This is a genomic window from Streptomyces sp. NPDC006458 (assembly GCF_040612135.1).
Taxonomy (GTDB): Bacteria; Actinomycetota; Actinomycetes; order Streptomycetales; family Streptomycetaceae; genus Streptomyces.
Genome location: NZ_JBEXPR010000014.1, coordinates 116,730 through 133,552 on the forward strand (window position 1 = coordinate 116,730; position 16,823 = coordinate 133,552).

The 16,823-nt window shown below is 69.6% G+C and carries 21 protein-coding genes and 1 tRNA gene; 15 read left to right on the forward strand and 7 right to left on the reverse strand.

What is annotated here, in order from left to right; translation table 11 throughout:
- The first annotated feature begins 27 nt into the window (after nt 1-27).
- The 5 genes from ABZZ79_RS20375 to ABZZ79_RS20395 all read left to right on the forward strand — a co-directional run bounded on the left by ABZZ79_RS20375 (nt 28) and on the right by ABZZ79_RS20395 (nt 3,580).
- A complete protein-coding gene (locus tag ABZZ79_RS20375) occupies nt 28-1,446 on the forward strand; it encodes an amino acid permease (protein ID WP_356690624.1) in 1,419 nt (472 codons plus the stop codon).
- Nucleotides 1,447-1,590: 144 nt separating this feature from the next.
- Nucleotides 1,591-2,013 (forward strand): M67 family metallopeptidase, encoded by a 423-nt coding sequence (locus ABZZ79_RS20380; RefSeq protein ID WP_356690626.1) that lies wholly within the window; start codon nt 1,591-1,593, stop codon nt 2,011-2,013.
- Nucleotides 2,014-2,126: 113 nt separating this feature from the next.
- Entirely contained in the window at nt 2,127-2,222 is a 96-nt protein-coding gene (locus ABZZ79_RS20385) for a putative leader peptide (RefSeq protein ID WP_356690628.1), read from the forward strand.
- Nucleotides 2,223-2,335: 113 nt separating this feature from the next.
- Nucleotides 2,336-2,614 (forward strand): MoaD/ThiS family protein, encoded by a 279-nt coding sequence (locus tag ABZZ79_RS20390; protein ID WP_356690630.1) that lies wholly within the window; start codon nt 2,336-2,338, stop codon nt 2,612-2,614.
- A 15-nt stretch (nt 2,615-2,629) separates the two neighbouring features.
- On the forward strand, nt 2,630-3,580 hold the full coding sequence (locus ABZZ79_RS20395) for a cysteine synthase (RefSeq protein ID WP_356690632.1): 951 nt from the start codon (nt 2,630-2,632) through the stop codon (nt 3,578-3,580).
- A gap of 601 nt (nt 3,581-4,181) precedes the next feature.
- On the opposite strand, the gene ABZZ79_RS20400 is transcribed toward ABZZ79_RS20395, so the two are convergent.
- A complete protein-coding gene (locus tag ABZZ79_RS20400) occupies nt 4,182-4,628 on the reverse strand; it encodes a type II toxin-antitoxin system PemK/MazF family toxin (RefSeq protein ID WP_356690634.1) in 447 nt (148 codons plus the stop codon).
- 203 nt (nt 4,629-4,831) lie between these two features.
- Here ABZZ79_RS20400 and ABZZ79_RS20405 point away from each other — a divergent pair, with 203 nt between their 5' ends.
- Nucleotides 4,832-5,584: an MBL fold metallo-hydrolase gene (locus tag ABZZ79_RS20405; RefSeq protein WP_356690635.1), complete on the forward strand. Its 753-nt coding sequence runs from the start codon at nt 4,832-4,834 to the stop codon at nt 5,582-5,584.
- A gap of 399 nt (nt 5,585-5,983) precedes the next feature.
- Here ABZZ79_RS20405 and ABZZ79_RS20410 read toward each other — a convergent pair whose 3' ends face one another.
- Nucleotides 5,984-7,273: a PTS transporter subunit EIIC gene (locus tag ABZZ79_RS20410; RefSeq protein ID WP_356690636.1), complete on the reverse strand. Its 1,290-nt coding sequence runs from the start codon at nt 7,271-7,273 to the stop codon at nt 5,984-5,986.
- Nucleotides 7,274-7,459: 186 nt separating this feature from the next.
- Between ABZZ79_RS20410 and ABZZ79_RS20415 the strand changes: the two genes are divergently transcribed.
- From ABZZ79_RS20415 to rdgB, 4 genes are all read left to right on the forward strand, one after another.
- Nucleotides 7,460-7,693 (forward strand): PTS glucose/sucrose transporter subunit IIB, encoded by a 234-nt coding sequence (locus ABZZ79_RS20415; RefSeq protein WP_356690638.1) that lies wholly within the window; start codon nt 7,460-7,462, stop codon nt 7,691-7,693.
- 167 nt (nt 7,694-7,860) lie between these two features.
- Nucleotides 7,861-8,586 (forward strand): ribonuclease PH, encoded by a 726-nt coding sequence (rph, locus tag ABZZ79_RS20420; RefSeq protein WP_356690640.1) that lies wholly within the window; start codon nt 7,861-7,863, stop codon nt 8,584-8,586.
- Nucleotides 8,587-8,722: 136 nt separating this feature from the next.
- A complete protein-coding gene (locus tag ABZZ79_RS20425) occupies nt 8,723-9,121 on the forward strand; it encodes a hypothetical protein (RefSeq protein WP_356690642.1) in 399 nt (132 codons plus the stop codon).
- Nucleotides 9,122-9,170: 49 nt separating this feature from the next.
- Nucleotides 9,171-9,773: an RdgB/HAM1 family non-canonical purine NTP pyrophosphatase gene (rdgB, locus tag ABZZ79_RS20430; RefSeq protein ID WP_356690644.1), complete on the forward strand. Its 603-nt coding sequence runs from the start codon at nt 9,171-9,173 to the stop codon at nt 9,771-9,773.
- A 49-nt stretch (nt 9,774-9,822) separates the two neighbouring features.
- Here the strand turns inward: rdgB and ABZZ79_RS20435 are convergent.
- The 4 genes from ABZZ79_RS20435 to bcp form a co-directional block, all read right to left on the reverse strand.
- A tRNA-Leu gene (locus ABZZ79_RS20435) sits at nt 9,823-9,905 on the reverse strand.
- 45 nt (nt 9,906-9,950) lie between these two features.
- Nucleotides 9,951-10,613 (reverse strand): HNH endonuclease, encoded by a 663-nt coding sequence (locus ABZZ79_RS20440; RefSeq protein ID WP_356690646.1) that lies wholly within the window; start codon nt 10,611-10,613, stop codon nt 9,951-9,953.
- Nucleotides 10,610-11,251: an HNH endonuclease signature motif containing protein gene (locus tag ABZZ79_RS20445; RefSeq protein WP_356690648.1), complete on the reverse strand. Its 642-nt coding sequence runs from the start codon at nt 11,249-11,251 to the stop codon at nt 10,610-10,612. The genes ABZZ79_RS20440 and ABZZ79_RS20445 overlap by 4 nt, the downstream gene beginning before the upstream one ends.
- A 142-nt stretch (nt 11,252-11,393) precedes the next feature.
- The gene (gene bcp, locus ABZZ79_RS20450) at nt 11,394-11,861 is read right to left on the reverse strand and encodes a thioredoxin-dependent thiol peroxidase (protein ID WP_356690650.1); all 468 of its coding nucleotides are present in this window, start codon (nt 11,859-11,861) and stop codon (nt 11,394-11,396) included.
- 93 nt (nt 11,862-11,954) lie between these two features.
- On the opposite strand from bcp, the gene ABZZ79_RS20455 reads away from it, so the two are divergent.
- The 3 genes from ABZZ79_RS20455 (at nt 11,955) to sugE (ending at nt 13,186) form a co-directional block, all read left to right on the forward strand.
- The gene (locus tag ABZZ79_RS20455) at nt 11,955-12,284 is read left to right on the forward strand and encodes a DUF3618 domain-containing protein (protein WP_356690652.1); all 330 of its coding nucleotides are present in this window, start codon (nt 11,955-11,957) and stop codon (nt 12,282-12,284) included.
- Nucleotides 12,285-12,326: 42 nt separating this feature from the next.
- Nucleotides 12,327-12,680, forward strand: a complete 354-nt coding sequence (locus ABZZ79_RS20460; protein ID WP_356690654.1) for a co-chaperone GroES — start codon at nt 12,327-12,329, stop codon at nt 12,678-12,680.
- Between the two features lie 185 nt (nt 12,681-12,865).
- The gene (gene sugE, locus ABZZ79_RS20465) at nt 12,866-13,186 is read left to right on the forward strand and encodes a quaternary ammonium compound efflux SMR transporter SugE (protein WP_356690656.1); all 321 of its coding nucleotides are present in this window, start codon (nt 12,866-12,868) and stop codon (nt 13,184-13,186) included.
- A gap of 22 nt (nt 13,187-13,208) precedes the next feature.
- Here sugE and ABZZ79_RS20470 read toward each other — a convergent pair whose 3' ends face one another.
- A complete protein-coding gene (locus ABZZ79_RS20470) occupies nt 13,209-15,614 on the reverse strand; it encodes a transglycosylase domain-containing protein (RefSeq protein ID WP_356690799.1) in 2,406 nt (801 codons plus the stop codon).
- A 203-nt stretch (nt 15,615-15,817) separates the two neighbouring features.
- Here ABZZ79_RS20470 and ABZZ79_RS20475 point away from each other — a divergent pair, with 203 nt between their 5' ends.
- Together ABZZ79_RS20475 and ABZZ79_RS20480 are read left to right on the forward strand one after the other, a co-directional pair.
- A complete protein-coding gene (locus ABZZ79_RS20475) occupies nt 15,818-16,618 on the forward strand; it encodes an ABC-2 family transporter protein (protein ID WP_356690658.1) in 801 nt (266 codons plus the stop codon).
- A partial coding sequence (locus ABZZ79_RS20480; protein WP_356690660.1) for a hypothetical protein occupies nt 16,611-16,823 on the forward strand: 213 nt, incomplete at its 3' end. The genes ABZZ79_RS20475 and ABZZ79_RS20480, both read left to right, overlap by 8 nt.

Sequence of the window (16,823 nt, forward strand, 5' to 3'; positions counted from 1 at the left end):
TCGGCAGTGGAGAAAGGCGCACCACACATGACCTCTGCACAGGTCACCGACGCACCCGAAGAGGGTTACGAGCGAGGCCTCGGCAGCCGTCAGGTCCAGATGATCGCCATCGGCGGCGCCATCGGCGTCGGCCTCTTCCTGATGGCCGGAGCGAACATCGCAAAGGCTGGTCCCAGCCTCATCCTGATGTACGCCATCGCAGGCGTGATCATCTTCTTCATCATGCGGGCTCTCGGGGAGCTCCTGCTCTACCGCCCGGTCTCGGGTTCCTTCGCGGAGTACTCACGCGAGTTCCTCGGCCCCTTCTTCGGCTACTTCACCGGCTGGACGTACTGGCTGATGTGGGTCGTCACCGGCATGTCCGAGCTGACGGCCACCGCGATCTACGTCAACTACTGGTTCCCGGACATCCCGCAATGGGTGACGGCACTGGTGTTCCTGGTGATCCTGTTCGCGGTCAACCTGATCTCCGTGAAGCTCTTCGGCGAGCTGGAGTTCTGGTTCTCGATGGTCAAGGTCACGGCCCTGATCGGCATGATCGTCATCGGTCTCGGCGTGCTCACCTTCGGTTTCAGCTCCGCCGGTGACACCGCGGCCGTCTCCAACCTGTGGGAGTTCGACGGCTTCTTCCCCAAGGGCGTCGGCGCGTCCCTGATGACCCTCCAGGGCGTCATGTTCGCCTACCTCGCCGTCGAGCTGGTCGGTGTCACGGCCGGTGAGTCGGAGGACCCGGAGAAGACCCTCCCCAAGGCGATCAACACCCTGCCCTGGCGCATCGCGCTGTTCTACGTCGGTGCCCTCACGGTCATCCTGTGCGTGGTCAACTGGACCGAGTTCGCGCCGGGCGTCAGCCCGTTCGTGGAGGCCTTCGCGAAGATCGGCATCCCGGCGGGCGCCGCCATCGTCAACTTCATCGTGCTCACCGCCGCCCTGTCCTCCTGCAACTCCGGCATGTACTCCACGGGCCGCATGCTGCGGAACCTGGCCGAGAGCAGTGAGGCCCCCCGGGTCTTCACCAAGCTGTCCTCGACCAAGACGCCCGCCCTCGGCATCCTCGTCTCGGTGCTGTTCATGGGCATCGGGGTGATCCTCAACTACGTCGTCCCGGAGAAGGCCTTCGGCTACGTCACCTCCGTCGCCACCGGCGCGGGCATCTGGACCTGGCTCATGATCCTCGTCAGCCACGTCCTGTACCGCCGCGCGGTAGACGCGGGCCGGCTGCCCGCCTCCTCCTTCCCGGCGCCGGGCGGCGCGAAGTGCTCGTACGTCGCCATCGCGTTCCTGCTCTTCGTCACCGGCCTGATCGCCTACGACAAGGACTCCCGCGTCAGCCTCTACGTGATGGCCGGCTGGGCAGCCGCCCTGGGCATCGGCTGGATGATCCTCAAGGCCCGCAACCCCCAGGTCGCCGAGCGCCGGGAGCCGCAGTTCGAGAAGGTCGGCTGACCTCCTGGCCGCTCGCCCCGCGGACGTCCGGCCACCGGGGACACTCGTGGCCTCCCCGGCGGCCACCGCTCAGGACGTCCGGCATCTGGGCCGTTCCGTACCATCCTTCGGTACGGAACGGCCCTTCTGCTTATCCTGGCGAGCATGCTGACCATCACCCAGGCCCTGGTCGACCAGATCGTCGCGCACGCGCGCAAGGACCACCCCGACGAGGCGTGCGGCGTCATCGCGGGCCCGGAGGGCTCGGACCGGCCCGAGCGCTTCATCCCCATGCTCAACGCCGCCATGTCGCCCACGTTCTACGAGTTCGACTCCGGCGATCTCCTCAAGCTCTACCGCGAGATGGACGACCGCGACGAGGAGCCGGTGATCGTCTACCACTCCCACACCGCGACCGAGGCGTACCCTTCGCGCACGGACATCTCCTACGCCAACGAGCCCGGCGCCCACTACGTCCTGGTCTCCACGGCCGACACCGACGGTCTCGGCGACTTCCAGTTCCGCTCCTTCCGGATCGTGGCGGGCGAGGTGACGGAGGAGGAGGTCAAGGTCGTCGAGACCTACTGACCTCCGGCCGATCTCACCCGCGGATCTCCAGAGGTCTCATATTCCGGACGAAATCGGTCCGGCATACGGAATCACATTCCAGGACCCCGGCCGGGAATCGATACGATGAGCCCATGGTTCTGAACGACGTGAGCGACAAGACGCCGGGCGTGCTGCTCGTGGCGCGGCTGCACGTCGATCTGTGCAGGCTCGCCAGCTCCATCTGTTGACGCTGCTCTGCCGCCGTACGGCCGTGGCGCCGCGGCGCTCACCGCACCACCCCGCACCGGATGCGCTGCCGCGCGCCCACCGACGTCACTACTCCCGACAGGAGCCCTCAGCCATGGCCATCGAGGTCCGCATCCCCACCATCCTCCGCCAGTACACCGACGGTCAGAAGGCGGTGGAGGGCAGCGGTGACACCCTCGCCGACCTGTTCACCGACCTTGAGACCCGGCATGCGGGCATTCAGGCCCGCATTGTGGACGGCGGTGAGCTGCGCCGCTTCGTCAACGTCTACCTGAACGACGAGGACGTCCGCTTCCTCGAAGGCATCAACACCAAGCTGGCCGACGGCGACAACGTCACGATCCTGCCGGCCGTGGCCGGCGGCATGGCCTGAGGGTTCTGACCGGCGATGCGCTACGACTCCCCGCTGGCCGCGGTGGGCAACACCCCTCTGGTGCGCCTGCCGCGGCTGTCGCCGTCCGAGGACGTCCGGATCTGGGCCAAGCTTGAGGACCGCAATCCCACCGGCTCGGTCAAGGACCGCCCCGCCCTGCACATGATCGAGCAGGCGGAGAAGGACGGCCGTCTGACTCCGGGCTGCACCATCCTGGAGCCCACCTCAGGCAACACCGGCATCTCCCTGGCCATGGCGGCCAAGCTCAAGGGCTACCGCATCGTGTGCGTCATGCCCGAGAACACCTCCCAGGAGCGCCGGGACCTGCTCGGCATGTGGGGCGCCGAGATCATCTCGTCCCCCGCCGCGGGCGGTTCCAACACCGCCGTACGGGTCGCCAAGGAACTGGCCGCCGAGCACCCCGACTGGGTGATGCTCTACCAGTACGGCAACCCGGACAACGCGGGCGCCCACTACGCGACGACCGGCCCCGAGATCCTCGCGGACCTGCCGTCCATCACCCACTTCGTGGCGGGCCTCGGTACCACCGGCACCCTGATGGGCGTCGGCCGCTTCCTGCGCGAGCACAAGCCGGACGTCAAGATCGTCGCCGCCGAGCCGCGCTACGACGACCTGGTCTATGGCCTGCGCAACCTCGACGAGGGCTTCGTACCCGAGCTCTACGACGCCTCCGTCCTCACCACCCGCTTCTCGGTCGGCTCCGCCGACGCGGTCACCCGCACCCGGGAGCTCCTCCAGCAGGAGGGCATCTTCGCGGGCGTCTCCACCGGCGCGGCCCTGCACGCGGCGATCGGCGTCGGCCGCAAGGCGCTGAATGCCGGGGAACAGGCCGACATCGTCTTCGTCGTCGCCGACGGCGGCTGGAAGTACCTCTCCACCGGCGTCTACACCGCCGCCACCACGGAAGAAGCCATCAAAACCCTCCAGGGCCAACTCTGGGCCTAGGAGGTGCCGGGGGCTCACCGTCGCGCGTGCGGCGCCGTCGCGGCTGATCGCGCAGTTCCCCGCGCCCCTGAGGACGTCGCCCCACAGCACATCGGGCCCCGCAAGGGTCCCCGGCACTCCCCAGGGGCGCGAGCCCGCACCGATCAACGGCCCCACCACGCGACCGCGAACGGCCACGACGGCGAGTCTCCGGCGCCGGCTAGGGGGCGCGGGGCTGTATCGATCCGCGGCTCCACCGCGTGGGCGCGAACGTCCACGACGGCGCACGCGTCAAGGGGCGCGGGGCCGCATCGATCCGCGGCTCCGCGGCGTGGGCGCGAACGGCCAGGACGGCGCCGCACGCGTCAACGCCGCCCAGGCACGTGAAGGGGCGCGGGGAACTGCGCGACGAGCCACGACGGGCGCGCACCCGACGACGCTCAGCCCCCGGGTGACCCCCTCAGGGGCGCGGGGCCGTTGATCTGCGGCTCCGCCGCGTGGGCGCGAACGGCCAAGACGGCGCCGCACGCGTCAACGCCGCCCGGGCACGTGAAGGGGCGCGGGAACTGCGCGACAAGCCACCGACGGACACGCACCCGGCAACACCCACCCCCCGCACCCCCTACGTCGCGAGGTGACGGACCTGGTCCCACAGGACCGGGTCCACCACACCCACCCGCCGCCGGAACTCACACACCGGCACCTCACGCAACTCGTCGGTCTCCAGAAAACTCGCCCGCCCCCGCGCATCACCGACCGCACCCGGCGGCAACGGAATCACCCCGGCCCGCGCGTCATGAAACCGGCTGGTGATCTTCGCGACGACCGCCCGCCGCCCCCGCACCGTCAGCACCAGACAGGGCCGGTCCTTGGCCCCCGGCCGGTCCTCGAACGGCACGTTCGCCCACCAGATCTCCGCCGGCCGAGGCCGCGCCGACACCGCCCCGGCCCGCCCCGGAGGCCGCCCCCGCCGCCCGGCGGGACGACGCCGCCCCCGCCCGTCCACGAGTACGGCGACCAGCGCCAGCAACAGAACGGCAGCGAGCGCCAGCCACCAGGACGTGTCCATACGACGACCGTACCGGCGCGTACCCGACCCCGCGCGCCCTCCCGTACCCGCATGCGCCCCAGGTCCAGCCGAACCGGTGACGGCACAGGTGAGTTCGCCCACAACGGCCGCTGGCGGAGGAGCGACCGGACGTTTTGCGCCTTACGCTCGACGCACCGCACGAACCCCGTCTACAACATTCCGCCAGCGGAGGTTTCTGCTTCATGAAGCTCACCGTCGTCGGCTGCTCGGGGTCGTTCCCGTCCGCGGAATCGGCCTGCTCGAGCTACCTCGTCGAGGCCGACGGCTTCCGGCTGCTCCTCGACATGGGCAACGGCGCCCTTGGCGAGCTGCAGCGCCACTGCGGTCTCTACGACCTCGACGCGATCTTCCTGAGCCATCTGCACGCCGACCACTGCATCGACATGCTCGCGTACTTCGTCGCGCGCTACTACCGGCACGAAGGCGGTCGCTGCGCCCCCATCCCGGTCTACGGTCCGGAGGGCACGGAACACCGTCTGACCACGGCGTACGCCGACACCCCCTCGGCCTCCTCGATGAGCGAGGTCTTCGACTTCCACACGGTCAAGCCGTCCACCTTCGAGGTCGGCCCGTTCACGGTGCACACCGAACGGGTCGCCCACCCGGTGGAGGCCTATGCCATCCGGGTCGAGCACGGCGGCCGGTCGCTGACGTACTCAGGCGACACGGGCGTCACCCCCGTGCTGGACGAACTCGCCCGTGACAGCGACCTGTTCCTGTGCGAGGCCGCTTTCACGTACGGCAAGGAGAACATCCCCGACCTGCATCTCAACGGCCGTGAGGCCGGCGAGACCGCGACCCGCGCAGGGGTGCGGCGACTGGTCCTCACCCACATCCCCCCGTGGACGGACCCGCAGGTCAACCTGGCCGACGCGCGCGCGGCCTACGCCGGCCCGGTGGAACTGGCCGCACCGAGCAGGTCGTACGAGATCTGACGCCCGAGAAACGAGCGCGGCAGCGAGCGCAAGAGTCGAGCGCAAGAGCGAGCGCACGACACGGCGAGGCCCTCCGGAGCGGTTCCGGGGGGCCTCGCCGTCGTTCGGGACGCGTTCAGGACGCCGTAACACCGTGGCTCACGCCTTGGTGAGGTCCTCGACCTCCTCGTCGGGGGATCCCCGCTTCTTCGCGGGGGCCGCCGATGCGGTGGCGGTGCTCATACATCCTCCATCGGGTGGTGGTCTACACCACTCAGTGGTGTAGACCTGTTGTACACGATGAGGAGCGCGTAAGGAACCCGTCATTCCTGCGACGAGATCGCTACGCCGCGTACCCGCGAAAGGCATGCCGAAGGCCCCCCGGACCGGTGGTCCGAGGGGCCCTGGACGAAGGGGAGTTCAGGCCTTGGTGACGTCCTCGTGCTCCTCCTCCGGCTCCCGGCCGGGGGTCTTGAGATCGAACTTCGTGATGGCGAACCGGAAGACGGCGTAGTACACGGCCGCGAAGCACAGGCCGATCGGGATGATCGCCCAGGGTTTCGTCGCCAGGTTCCAGTTGATGACGTAGTCGATCAGCCCCGCCGAGAAGCTGAAGCCGTCGTGCACGCCCAGCCCCCACGTCACCGCCATCGACACACCCGTCAGCAGCGCGTGGATCACGTACAGCGCCGGGGCGACGAACAGGAACGAGTACTCGATCGGCTCGGTGATACCCGTCACGAACGAGGTGAGGGCCACCGACAGCATCAGACCGCCGACCTCCTTGCGGCGGTTCGGCCGCGCGGTGTGGGTGATCGCCAGCGCCGCCGCCGGCAGGGCGAACATCATGATCGGGAAGAAGCCCGACAGGAACTGCCCGGCGTTCGGGTCGCCCGCCAGGAACATGTTGATGTCGCCGTGCACCTCGATGCCGTCGGGCTTGACGTAGGTGCCGAACTGGAACCAGATGGGCACGTTCAGGAACTGGTGCAGGCCGATCACCAGCAGCGCGCGGTTGGCGACACCGAAGATGCCCGAGCCCCAGGACCCCGCGTCGCTCAGCCAGTCGCTGAAGTTCTCCAGCGCGTCACCGATCGGCGGCCAGATCCACAGGCACAGCGCCGCGAACGCGATCGCCACGAACGACATGATGATGGGCACCAGCCGGCGGCCGTTGAAGAAGCCCAGCCAGTCCACCAGCTTGGTGCGGTGGTAGCGCTGCCAGAAGTACGCCGTCAGCAGGCCGATCACGATGCCGCCGAACACGCCCGGGTTCTGGAAGGAGAACCCCGCCACCGTGTCCTCGGCGGGCGCCAGGCAGCCGACGTTGGGGATGGCCTTGGTGTCGGGCGGGCAGTCCTCGGGGAACTGGCGCAGTACGTTGTAGTAGACGAGGTAGCCCGCCACCGCCGCGAGGGCCGTGGAGCCGTCCGACTTCTTCGCCATGCCGATGGCCACGCCCACGCAGAACAGCATCGGCAGTCCGAGCGAGCCGTCCAGCAGTGCGCCGCCCGCGCCCGCCATGACCTTGGACACGTCGGTCCAGCCCAGCCCCTCGTCGCCGAACACGTCCGGCTGGCCGAGCCGGTTGAGGATACCCGCCGCCGGCAGCACGGCGATGGGGAGCTGAAGGCTGCGCCCCATCTTCTGAAGCCCCTGGAACAGCGTGTTCCAGCGGACCCGCGCGGGGCTGACGGCTTCTTCACTCATGGGCGTCCCTCCGGGCGGTTTGGCGACCGTCCGTCAGGTGGTGTAGACCAGTCACGGACGATTGTGGAGCCGTGCCGTCATCCTGCGGCCCATACGGCCCAAACGCTCGCGAAGTTGGGCCAACTGTGGGTTACTGCGACAAAGCGGTTCACGCCCCTCACACCAGGTCGGATCAGGGAGAAGGACATGGCCACCAAGGCTGAGAAGATCGTTGCCGGGCTCGGCGGCATCGACAACATCGAAGAGGTCGAGGGCTGCATCACACGCCTGCGCACCGAGGTCAACGACCCCGGCCTGGTCGACGAAGCCGCCCTGAAGGCGGCCGGCGCACACGGTGTGGTGAAGATGGGTACCGCCATCCAGGTCGTCATCGGCACCGACGCCGACCCGATCGCCGCGGAGATCGAAGACATGATGTGAGCCCCCGCGGCTCACTGCGAGGGGCCCCCTCCCGACACCGGGAAGGGGCCCCTCGCACACCCGGCCCGACCACGGTCCACGCCGCCCGCCGAGGGCACCGGTGCCCCAGCGGGCGACGTTCGCCCCGTCGGGCAAACGTCGCCTGCCGGGGCACTAGGCTCGTCCCCATGTCTCGAATCGACGGCCGCACCCCCGAACAGCTCCGCCCCGTCACCATCGAACGCGGCTGGAGCAAGCACGCCGAGGGCTCCGTCCTCGTCTCCTTCGGCGACACCAAGGTGCTCTGCACCGCCTCCGTCACCGAGGGCGTCCCGCGCTGGCGCAAGGGCAGCGGCGAGGGCTGGGTCACCGCCGAGTACGCCATGCTGCCCCGCGCCACCAACACCCGCGGCGACCGCGAGTCGGTCAAGGGCCGCATCGGCGGCCGCACTCACGAGATCTCCCGCCTCATCGGCCGCTCCCTGCGCGCCGTCATCGACTACAAGGCCCTCGGCGAGAACACCGTCGTCCTGGACTGCGACGTCCTCCAGGCCGACGGCGGCACCCGCACCGCCGCCATCACCGGCGCCTACGTGGCCCTCGCCGACGCCGTCGCCTGGGCCCAGGGCAAGAAGCTCATCAAGCCCGGCCGTAAGCCGCTGACCGGCAGCGTCTCCGCCATCTCCGTCGGCATCGTCGGCGGCGTCCCGCTCCTCGACCTCTGCTACGAGGAGGACGTGCGCGCCGACACCGACATGAACGTGGTCTGCACCGGCGACGGACGCTTCGTCGAGGTCCAGGGCACCGCCGAGGCCGAGCCCTTCGCCCGCGAGGAGCTCAACGCCCTGCTCGACCTCGCCGTCGCGGGCTGCGCCGACCTGGCCGCGCTCCAGGCCAAGGCGCTCGCGCAGTAACAGCCACGCGACGAAGCGGGCGGCACGGGCAACCGTCGCCGCCCGTCGCCGCGTCACCAGTAATACGGGCGCACGGCTAGACACTGTGCGCCCGGCCACAGGAGGGCCGCAAGGCCCAGAGGGAGGGAACCGTTCCATGGCCGCGAGCCGCCGACGCCGCACCACCGCTGTCGCCGCTGCCCTGGTGGCTGCCGCGCTGACCGCCGGCCTCACCACCGGCTGCGACGCCGTGAACAAGGCACTGGACTGCGTCCAGACCGCAGACGCCATAGCCGACAGTGTCACCGACCTCCAACAGGCGATCGAGAGCGCCTCGAACGACCCGACCCAGCTGGAGGAGTCGCTCGACTCCATCGACCAGAACCTCGGCGAGATCAAGGACAAGACCGACAACGCCGACGTAGAGAAGGCCGTCGACGACCTCGGCAAGGCCATCACGAACGTCCGCACCGCCGTCGACAACGGCGACGCCACGCCCGACATCAGCCCCGTCACCGACGCGGCGGGCGAACTGACCAAGGTCTGCACGCCGTAACCACGGCCGACGGTCGGCGGGTCACCGGCGTCCCGCGATACTGGACGCCATGACCCGCCTGATCCTCGCCACCCGCAACGCCGGAAAGATCACCGAGCTCAAGGCCATCCTCGCCGAAGCCGGCCTTCCCCACGAGCTCGTCGGCGCCGACGCCTTCCCCGACATCCCCGACGTCAAGGAAACCGGCGTCACCTTCGCCGAGAACGCCCTGCTCAAGGCGCACGCCCTGGCGCAGGCCACCGGCCTCCCGGCCGTCGCCGACGACTCCGGCCTCTGCGTGGACGTCCTCGGCGGCGCGCCCGGCATCTTCTCCGCCCGCTGGGCCGGCCGCCACGGCGACGACCGGGCCAACCTGGACCTGCTGCTCGCCCAGTTGTCGGACATCACGGACGTCCACCGAGGCGCCCACTTCGCATGCGCGGCCGCCCTTGCCCTCCCCGACGGCACCGAACGCGTCGTCGAGGGCCGCCTGACCGGCACCCTGCGCCACGCCCCCTCCGGCACCAACGGCTTCGGCTACGACCCCGTCCTCCAGCCGGACGGCGACACCCGCACCTGCGCGGAACTGACCCCGGCGGAGAAGAACGCCATCAGCCATCGCGGCAAGGCGTTCCGGGCGCTGGTGCCGGTGGTTCGGGAGCTGCTGGGCTGAGAGAAGCGAAGGTCCACCCTGAGCGGGGTGGACCTTCGAATCAAAGGTGTGCGGCCGGAGGGACTCGAACCCTCAAGGGATTTCTCCCACAGCATCCTAAGTGCTGCGCGTAGGCCATTCCGCCACGGCCGCCCGCGCGCTCATGCTACCCGGCGAGGTGTCCTCGTAGTCGTGCACCTAGCGGGCTCTGCGCCCGCCCCGGCACCACGTGTCCGTGATGGCGTGGCAGTTGGGACACAGCAGCCGCAGATTCTCCTGTCGATCGTCGCTCCAGTCCCCGCTGATGTGGTCGACCTCCAGCGTCATAGGCTTGCCGAGCCACTCGGGGCCGACCCCGCACCTGGCGCACTCCTCGGGTACCCCCACTTCGTTGAGTGCCCGGCGGAGCAGGTGGGTTCTGGTCCGGCGAGTGCCGTCGTGCTGGACCAGGATGTCCCCGGCCCGCAGGAGTGGGGTCGTACCCGGCCCGCCACGTTGATGTGCCTGCCCCAGGAAGTGCGAGGTGTCGAGACTGTCTTCGATCACCCAGCAGCCGAGCTGAGCACGCAGCTGGCTGTTGTAGGGCTCCATCCCCAGGGCGCGCAGCGTACCCGCGATGGAGGTCGATCCCGCGACCGCTCGGCGCAACTCGTCCGGTGTCGGTCTGGTTGGCGTTGCCCTCGATCGCCTCTGGCGGGGCATGTGCGAGACGTCGATGTCGAAGTGGTCGAAGCGTCGGAAGAGGTACCGACGAAGCTGTCCGTAGGGCTGGGTACCGAAGAAGGCGATGACCTCGTCGATGTCGGAACACCGCCCGGCGGCCTCGGCCAGCCGTTCCCGGGTGTACGACACGCTGCTCATGAGGCCTTGCCTTTGCTGCGTCCCCGATAACTGTCCGTCGTCGAGTGGCAGTTGGGGCACACGAACCGCAGGTTCCCGATGCGGTTGTCGCGCCAGTTGCCGTCGATGTGGTCGACCTCCAGAGGGAGCGGATGTCCCAGCCAGACCGCTTCGATGCCGCACATGGCGCACCGGTTCGGCAAGCCTGCCGCGGTCATTGCCCACCTGAGCCGGTCACTCGGGATGCGCCGCGCCTGGTCGATCGGCTGCTCGACCAGCAGGGCCTCCGGTGTGCGGGGACGCCATGCCTTGCCCTGCTGGGTCGGCAACTGGAGGTGCGTGACGTCGATGCCATACGCCTTGATCCGGCGGCTGATATGCGTGTGGTGACCTCCGACGACCTCAAGTCCGAGACGTCGCAGTACCTCGCACATGTTCGTCGACGCCGAAACGGCCTCCTGGAGGATCTCCCGCGTCCACTTCACGCCCTCGCGCTCGAAGTGCGAGACATCCAGCCCGAGCTTCTTCATCCGCTCCCTGAGGTAGTGCCGAGCCGAGCTCTTCGGGTCCACCCCCAATCTCACGCACGCCTCCGACAGCGTCCGCGCCCCCCGAGCCGCCTCTTCCAGCCGCTCCCTGGTGTACGCACTGGCCCCCATAGAGCCCCCTCCGTTCTCGGCCACCCGTTCGTGGCCTCGCACGGAGTAACGAACCGTTTATCGGACAGTCACGCACGAAATGCGGAACGGCCCGTACCAAGTGATCTCGGTACGGGCCGTGGCGAGGAGGCGAGGGGCCGGGTCAGATGCCCAGATCCTTGATGATCTTGGCGACGTGGCCCGTGGCGCGGACGTTGTAGAGGGCTTGTTCGACCTTGCCCTCCTCGTCGACGACGATCGTGGAGCGGATGACACCCATGTAGGTCTTGCCGTAGTTCTTCTTCTCGCCGTAGGCGCCGTAGGACTCGGTGACGGTCTTCTCCGGGTCGGCGAGGAGGGTGACCTTCAGGTGTTCCTTGTCGCGGAACCTGGCCAGCTTCTCCGGCTGGTCGGGGGAGATGCCGATGACGTCGTAGCCGGCGCCGGCCAGGAGGTCGAGGTTGTCGGTGAAGTCGCAGGCCTGCTTGGTGCAGCCGGGCGTGAGGGCGGCCGGGTAGAAGTACACGATGACCTTGCGGCCCTTGTGGCCGGCCAGCGAGACCTCGTTGCCGTCGGCGTCGGGCAGGGTGAAGGCGGGGGCCGGGTCCCCGGGCTGGAGTCGTTCACTCATGGCATCGAGCGTAACCGGGGGTCCTGACAGTGCGTGCGCGACGAGAACTGACAGACTGTCCAGAACAGCATCAGCAGACACGGAGGCCGTACGGTGGCGGACACGTCGGACACCAGAACCCCGGCGCAGATCGAGGCGGACATCAGGCGCCGCCGCGAAGTGCTGGCCGAGACGCTCGACGAGATCGGGATCCGGGTACACCCGAAGACCATCGTCGGCGATGTGAAGGCCAAGGTCGCCGCCAATGTCGATCACACCCTCGGGAAGGCCTACGTGCAGGTCAACCGGGCCGTGACGGACGTGCGGGCCAGATTCGTGGACGACGAGGGCACCCCGCGCCTGGAGCGTGTGCTGCCGGTCGCCCTCGTCGCCGTCGCAGTCGTCGGGCTGCTCGCCGTGAGCACCCGGCGCCGCAAGGGCTGACCCTCCGGGGCCCGACGTGCCGAAGGCAGGTAGGTTCGAGGCGTGAGCGCCAACAGAAACGACAGAACCCAGGACGACAAGCTGCCCATCCGCATGCTGCACGACCGCGTCCTCGTGCGGCAGGACACCAGCGAGGGTGAACGGCGTTCCGGCGGCGGCATCCTCATCCCCGCCACGGCGGCCGTGGGCCGTCGGCTGGCCTGGGCCGAGGTCGTCGCGGTGGGCCAGAACGTACGGACCGTGGAGCCCGGCGACCGTGTCCTGTACGACCCCGAGGACCGGGCCGAGGTGGAGGTGCGCGGCACCGCCTACGTGCTGATGCGCGAGCGCGATCTGCACGCCGTGGCCGCCGACCGGTTCGAGGGGTCCGAGGACTCCACGGGGCTGTACCTCTGACGCGCGCCTTACGATTCCTTGATCGGGAAACGGGCCGGTGACCAGTGTCACCGGCCCGTTTCCCGTTTTTTTGCTAGATTCGAAGGAGCCCGACGAGACGCGCCGTACCGGGACCGCCCGCACAGGGGGTGGATCGCAAAGACGACGCACCGCCCTGAAAAGGCCCGTCTCGCGGAGGTGCTCCCATGGCCTGGGTTCTGCTCGTCGTCGCCGGTCTGCTGGAGGTCGGCTGGTCGATCGGGATGAAGTACACCGACGGTTTCACCCGACTGGTGCCCAGTCTGCTCACCGGCGCCGGCATCGTCGTCAGCATGGTGCTGCTGTCCTACGCCGCCCGTTCCCTGCCCATCGGCACCGCCTACGGCGTCTGGGTCGGCATCGGCGCGGCCGGTGCGGCGGTGCTCGGCATGGTGGTGCTCGGTGAGCCGGCCACCGCCGCCCGGATCTTCTTCATCTGTCTGCTGCTGGTCGCCGTGGTGGGACTGAAGGCGACCTCCGGTCACTGACCGGGCGCTCGCCCGGCGCGCCTCACTCGCGGCGGTTGGCGCCGGTACCCCCGCCACCGGTCAGCACACCGCCCAGGTCGCCGCCGTCGGTCGTGCCGCCGCCCGTGTCGCCGCCGGTGCTGTCACCGCCGTCCGTGGTGCCGCCGTCCGTGGTCGCCCCGCCGTCGGTGGTGCCGCCCGAGTCGGTCGTGCCGCCCGTGTCGCCGCCGGTCGTGGCCCCGCCGTCCGTGGTGCCGCCCGTGTCCGTCGTACCGCCGCCGGTCGTCTCACCCCCGGTCGCGCCCCCGCTGTCCTGGCCGCCCGTGTCCGGTGTGTCGGTCGGGCCCGGAAGGGTCGGCTCGTCGGAGGGATCCTCCTCGGTGGGCTCGATCTCGGGCATCTCCCAGACGGGCTCCTCCTGGAGCCAGAGGTCGAAGTCGTTCTCCGGGACGCCCTTCAGCGCGTCGCGGGTGAACTGCGCCCAGATCTCCCCGGGCGGCCCGCCGCCGTTGATGCGGTCCAGCCCCAGCGCGTCGTACAGCGGCTCCTGCGCGGCCGTCTCGGGGTTCTGGCCCATCACCGCGACGACGGTGGCCAGGTCGGGGGTGTAGCCCGCGAACCAGGCCGCCTTGTCGTCCTCGGCCGTACCGGTCTTGCCGGCGGCCGGACGGCCCGCCTCCTGCGCGGCGAAGGCGGTGCCGTTCTCGACCACGCTCTGCAGGATCGAGGTCGTGGTGTCGGCGGCCTCACGGCTGACGGCCTGCCGCGTCCTGCGCGCGGGCAGCGCGATCTCCTCGCTGCCGTCCTTGGTGATCTTCTTGATCAGGGTGTACGTGCCGTGCTTGCCGTGGTTGGCGAGGGTCGCGTACGCCTCCGCCATGTCCAGCACGCTGGCCTGCGCGACACCGAGCGCGACGGAGGGACCGGCCTCCTGGAGGCCGGGGGTGCCGGACGGCAGGCCGAGGCCGATCGCGGTCTTCTTCACCTTCTCCGGGCCGACGTCCACCGCCATCTGCGCGTACACCGAGTTCACGGACTTGTCGGTGGCCTCGCGGACGGTGATGTCGCCGTAGTCGACGTGGTCCTCGTTCTCGGGCGCGTAGGAGCCGTCCCAGCCCTCCACCGGACGCGAGCTGGTGCCGTCGTAGACCGTGTTGGGCGTGATCTCGCGGCCGTCCTGGGTGGTGGAGCCGTTCTGCGCGGCCGAGGTGAACACGAACGGCTTGAAGGTGGAGCCGACCTGGAAGTCCCGGCGGGTGGCGCCGTTGGTGTACTGCTTGACGTAGTCGATGCCGCCGTACATCGCGACGACCTCGCCGGTCTTCGGGTCGACCGCGGCGCCGCCCGCGCGCACGTAGTTGTCGACCTTGCGGTTCTTCTTGTCCAGCTTGGACATCAGCTGGTCGTTCACGGCCTTCACGAAGGCGTTCTGCCTGGGCTTCTGGAGCGTGGTGGTGATGCGGTAGCCGCCCGCCTCCAGCTCCTCGGCATCCAGGACCTTGTGCTCGGTCAGATACTGCTTGATCGCGTCCACGACGTAACCGCGCTGCCCGGACAGGCCGATGGCGACGGTGGCCTCCCTGGGCGCCGGGAACTTGATGCCCTGCCGCGCGGCCTCGGTCAGCCAGCCCTTCTTGACCATGCCGTCCAGCACGTAGTTCCAGCGGGCCTCGGCGCTTGCCCGGTTCTCCGGGTGCGCCACCACGTCGTACTCGCTGGGCGCGTTGAGCAGCGCCGCGAGGTACGCGCCCTTGGCGGCGTCGAGTTCGGTGGCGTCGATGCCGTAGTAGGCCTGGGCCGCGGCCTGGATGCCGTAGGCGTTGCGGCCGAAGTAGCTGGTGTTCAGGTAGCCCTGGAGGATCTCGTCCTTGGTCACCTCGCGGTCCAGCTTGATCGCGATGAAGAACTCCTTCGCCTTGCGGGTGACGGTCTGCTCCTGGGCCAGGTAGTAGTTCTTCACGTACTGCTGGGTGATCGTGGAGCCGGACTGCTTGCCCTTGCCGGTGGCGGTGTTCCAGGCCGCGCGCACCATCGCCTTGGGGTCCACGGCGGACTCGGAGTAGAAGTCGCGGTCCTCGGCGGCCAGTACGGCGTGCTGGGCGTCCCTGGAGACCTGGGCGAGGGAGACGTTCTCCCGGTTGATCTCCCCGTCACGGGCCAGCTGGCTGCCGTCGGCGTACAGATAGACGTTGCTCTGCTTGGTCGCGAGGGCGTTCGCCGGAGGGATCTTGACCAGCGAGTAGCCGAGGAAGAACAGTCCCGCCAGCAGCACTGCCCCGATGACGAAGGCGGCCAGCACCATCCGCCAGGTCGGCACCAGCCGGCGCCAGCCCGTGCGCCCCGGCCGCTTCTGCTTGCCTTCGCTCACGGCCTCCCCCTCCGGCGACTGCGGCCCCGTTCTGGACGCCCAGCCCTCGTCCGGTCGCTGCGGCTGCGGCTCGTCGCTCATCTCGTGCACGGACTCCTGTTTCGCGTCGTACGTTCCCGTACGCACTCGTACGCCTTCTGCGCCCCCAGACGAAGACTCTCGCACCAAGCGTTCCGTTCCCGCCGAGCGGCACGCGTTCGTCGGAATTTGCGTGGCGGTCCGTCGCGCACCGCCGGTAGGCTCCGGCGCTTCGGTGTGCGGGCGGATCCTGGAGGCGGTGCGGTGTGGGCGCGGCACGGTTGTACGCGGCCGTCGCGGCGGGGGGATTCCGACGGTACGCCACTTATCGGGCGGCCACGGCCGCAGGGGTCTTCACCAACACCGTGTTCGGCGTGATCATCGTCTCCACGTATCTGGCGCTGTGGGACGAGAAACCCCACCTCGGGGGGTACGACCAGGCACAGGCGGTCACCTACGCGTGGCTCGGGCAGGCCCTGTACTCGACGCTGGCGCTCCAGGGCGGCGGCGCGGAGAAGGACCTGATGGCCCGCATCCGCACCGGTGAGATCGCGATCGACCTGTACCGGCCCGCCGACCTCCAACTGTGGTGGCTGGCGACGGACCTGGGCCGGTCGCTGTTCCAGGTGCTGGGCCGCGGGCTGATCCCGTTCGCCTTCGGGGCGCTGGTGTTCGATATGGCGCTGCCCACGGACGTGCTCACCTGGGTGGCGTTCCTGGTCGCGCTGGTGCTGGCGATGCTGGTCAGCTTCGGCATCCGCTATCTGGCCGCGCTGAGCGTGTTCTGGATCATGGACGACCGGGGCGTCTCGCAGGCCGTCATGGTCACCGGCGTGTTCTTCTCGGGCATGCTGCTGCCGCTGAGCGCCTTCCCCGGCGCGTTCGCCGACATCGTGCGGGCGCTGCCCTGGGCGGCGCAGCTCCAGGTGCCGGCGGACGTGCTGATGGGGGAGACCGGGGCCCTGACGGCGTACTCCTTCCAGGCGGCCTGGGCGGTGGCACTCCTTGCGGCGGGCCGGCTGGTGCAGTCGGCGGCGACACGGCGGGTGGTGGTGCAGGGTGGGTGACGCGGAGGCCGGGGCGCGGCCGGTGGGCGGCGCGCAGGCCGGGGCGCGGGCGGCCGGGGACATGGACGCCGAGGCACGGGCGGCGGGTGAGGCACCGGCCGAGGCACGGGCGGGTGAGGCACCGGCCGGGGCGTGGGCCGCGGGTGAGGCACCGGCCGGGGCGTGGGCCGCGGGTGAGGCACCGGCCGGGGCGTGGGCCGCGGGT

Coding starts and splice junctions, on each gene's coding strand:
- ABZZ79_RS20375 (WP_356690624.1), top strand. CDS start 28: ATGACCTCTGCACAGGTCACCGACGCACCCGAAGAGGGTTACGAGCGA.
- ABZZ79_RS20380 (WP_356690626.1), top strand. CDS start 1,591: ATGCTGACCATCACCCAGGCCCTGGTCGACCAGATCGTCGCGCACGCG.
- ABZZ79_RS20385 (WP_356690628.1), top strand. CDS start 2,127: ATGGTTCTGAACGACGTGAGCGACAAGACGCCGGGCGTGCTGCTCGTG.
- ABZZ79_RS20390 (WP_356690630.1), top strand. CDS start 2,336: ATGGCCATCGAGGTCCGCATCCCCACCATCCTCCGCCAGTACACCGAC.
- ABZZ79_RS20395 (WP_356690632.1), top strand. CDS start 2,630: ATGCGCTACGACTCCCCGCTGGCCGCGGTGGGCAACACCCCTCTGGTG.
- ABZZ79_RS20400 (WP_356690634.1), bottom strand. CDS start 4,628: ATGGACACGTCCTGGTGGCTGGCGCTCGCTGCCGTTCTGTTGCTGGCG.
- ABZZ79_RS20405 (WP_356690635.1), top strand. CDS start 4,832: ATGAAGCTCACCGTCGTCGGCTGCTCGGGGTCGTTCCCGTCCGCGGAA.
- ABZZ79_RS20410 (WP_356690636.1), bottom strand. CDS start 7,273: ATGAGTGAAGAAGCCGTCAGCCCCGCGCGGGTCCGCTGGAACACGCTG.
- ABZZ79_RS20415 (WP_356690638.1), top strand. CDS start 7,460: ATGGCCACCAAGGCTGAGAAGATCGTTGCCGGGCTCGGCGGCATCGAC.
- rph (WP_356690640.1), top strand. CDS start 7,861: ATGTCTCGAATCGACGGCCGCACCCCCGAACAGCTCCGCCCCGTCACC.
- ABZZ79_RS20425 (WP_356690642.1), top strand. CDS start 8,723: ATGGCCGCGAGCCGCCGACGCCGCACCACCGCTGTCGCCGCTGCCCTG.
- rdgB (WP_356690644.1), top strand. CDS start 9,171: ATGACCCGCCTGATCCTCGCCACCCGCAACGCCGGAAAGATCACCGAG.
- ABZZ79_RS20440 (WP_356690646.1), bottom strand. CDS start 10,613: ATGAGCAGCGTGTCGTACACCCGGGAACGGCTGGCCGAGGCCGCCGGG.
- ABZZ79_RS20445 (WP_356690648.1), bottom strand. CDS start 11,251: ATGGGGGCCAGTGCGTACACCAGGGAGCGGCTGGAAGAGGCGGCTCGG.
- bcp (WP_356690650.1), bottom strand. CDS start 11,861: ATGAGTGAACGACTCCAGCCCGGGGACCCGGCCCCCGCCTTCACCCTG.
- sugE (WP_356690656.1), top strand. CDS start 12,866: ATGGCCTGGGTTCTGCTCGTCGTCGCCGGTCTGCTGGAGGTCGGCTGG.
- ABZZ79_RS20470 (WP_356690799.1), bottom strand. CDS start 15,614: ATGAGCGACGAGCCGCAGCCGCAGCGACCGGACGAGGGCTGGGCGTCC.